General features: G+C 26.4%; 1 protein-coding gene. It reads right to left on the reverse strand.

Annotated elements, in window-relative coordinates; translation table 11 throughout:
• Nucleotides 1–185 precede the first annotated feature (185 nt).
• On the reverse strand, nucleotides 186–1,463 hold the full coding sequence (locus OIO11_RS11705) for an IS4 family transposase (RefSeq protein WP_268071652.1): 1,278 nt from the start codon (nucleotides 1,461–1,463) through the stop codon (nucleotides 186–188).
• Nucleotides 1,464–1,589: the final 126 nt, after the last annotated feature.

Below are 1,589 nucleotides of genomic sequence, written 5' to 3' on the forward strand. Positions count from 1 at the left end.
CAATGTCATAAAGCTAAGCTTCAAAATTTTTACAAGATATAGTTTTTTAAGGAAAAGTCTATGTTTTCATAGACTTTTCTAAAATATCATATTAGTGACAAATGTGTATTTTTTATTTTAAGCATCAGAAATAAACCTTCATTATTATTTATGAAAGTTTTTCCATAATAATATATAACTGTATTTTATAACGCTCTTTTTTTATTCATTCTATTTACCATTTGAGTAGACTTGTTTTCTTTTCTTTCAAATGATCTATCAGGTCTAATAGGAATAACATTTCTTTGAATTTCTTCTTCAATATGTTTCAATATGCGTGAACGCTTCCAAGGATTGTTTATAGATATCATAGTAATTAATGTGTTCTTAAGCTTACCAATTAACACATTTGTATTAACTTTATATTCATATTTTAATCCTTTATTTTTATATTCTTCTTCAATAATTTCATTAGCATCCATTTTAGCTAATGCGACCATATTACTTAAATACATAGTGGCATAAAAATCTTGCTCTATAGCTATTGGTGTTTCACCAGCAAAGTTTTCAACCTGTAGCTTATTTTTAATTTCATTATATTTAACTTCAATTCCCCATCTTTTGAAATAAAGTTCTTTAAAATCCGCTACTGAAAAGTCTTCATCAAAAATATTTGTTATTAATGTTTCTATTACACCAGAATTTAATTCAAACTTTAATACTCTCATCTTTAGTAATTCACCCTTATATTTGACCTCTATAACTTGATCTTTATCTGGGGCATTAACAACTACTTTTAAAAATCCACTACTAACTCTCATTAAATATTTTAACTGTTTTTCTTCAATAAATTGTATAAAATCTCTAGATGGATATCCTCTATCAAATAATAATAGATCATTACGTGTTCCTAATTCACACATTTTAGTTATCATTTCTTTTGCTATAGCTCTTTCGCCAGTTTTATAGTGAGTTATTTTCGATGCTATTATCATATCATTTTCTACATCATATAAGGCAGAAGCTTGCGCACGTGCAACTTTAGAATTTTGATTTTCAATATATCCAAATACTTCTCTTAGATTTTCACTATTATGTAATTGCAATACTGTTCCATCAATGGCTAATAGCCTATATCCACGATATTTATTAAATGGTGTATCATTATAAAACCATTTATTTACACCATCCAAAAGATAGATAAATGCCTCAGGTGAAACCTTTCGGCGAGCCTGTGAAAATGCTTGTTTAGTTATAGTTACTTCACCCTTATGTACATTCTTAAAGAAGTCATCTAACTCGATTTGTAAGCTCTTTTTCACAAAGTTCAATATAAACAATATTATGTCAGTGAATTTCATTTTGCTTCTTCCCATCCTTGTAAAATAAGTTTCTTTCATTCTAAATTTATATAGAAACATTATATCATCTATAATTTGATTTGATGCTTGTATACCTTTTTTAAATCTATTAATTTTACTCATAAAAAAATTCCTCCGTCAATACTTATAATGTAGTATTGATTATAGAGGAATTATCTTTAAAATCTTATTTTCTGAATATTTATTTTGATTTTTTCCAATTTATCCAAGCTTAGCTTTATGACATTG

This window comes from Clostridium sp. ZS2-4, assembly GCF_026719745.1.
Taxonomy (GTDB): Bacteria; Bacillota; Clostridia; order Clostridiales; family Clostridiaceae; genus Clostridium_H.

Excerpts from the sequence above, each read along its gene's own strand:
- OIO11_RS11705 (WP_268071652.1), bottom strand. The coding sequence starts at position 1,463 with ATGAGTAAAATTAATAGATTTAAAAAAGGTATACAAGCATCAAATCAA.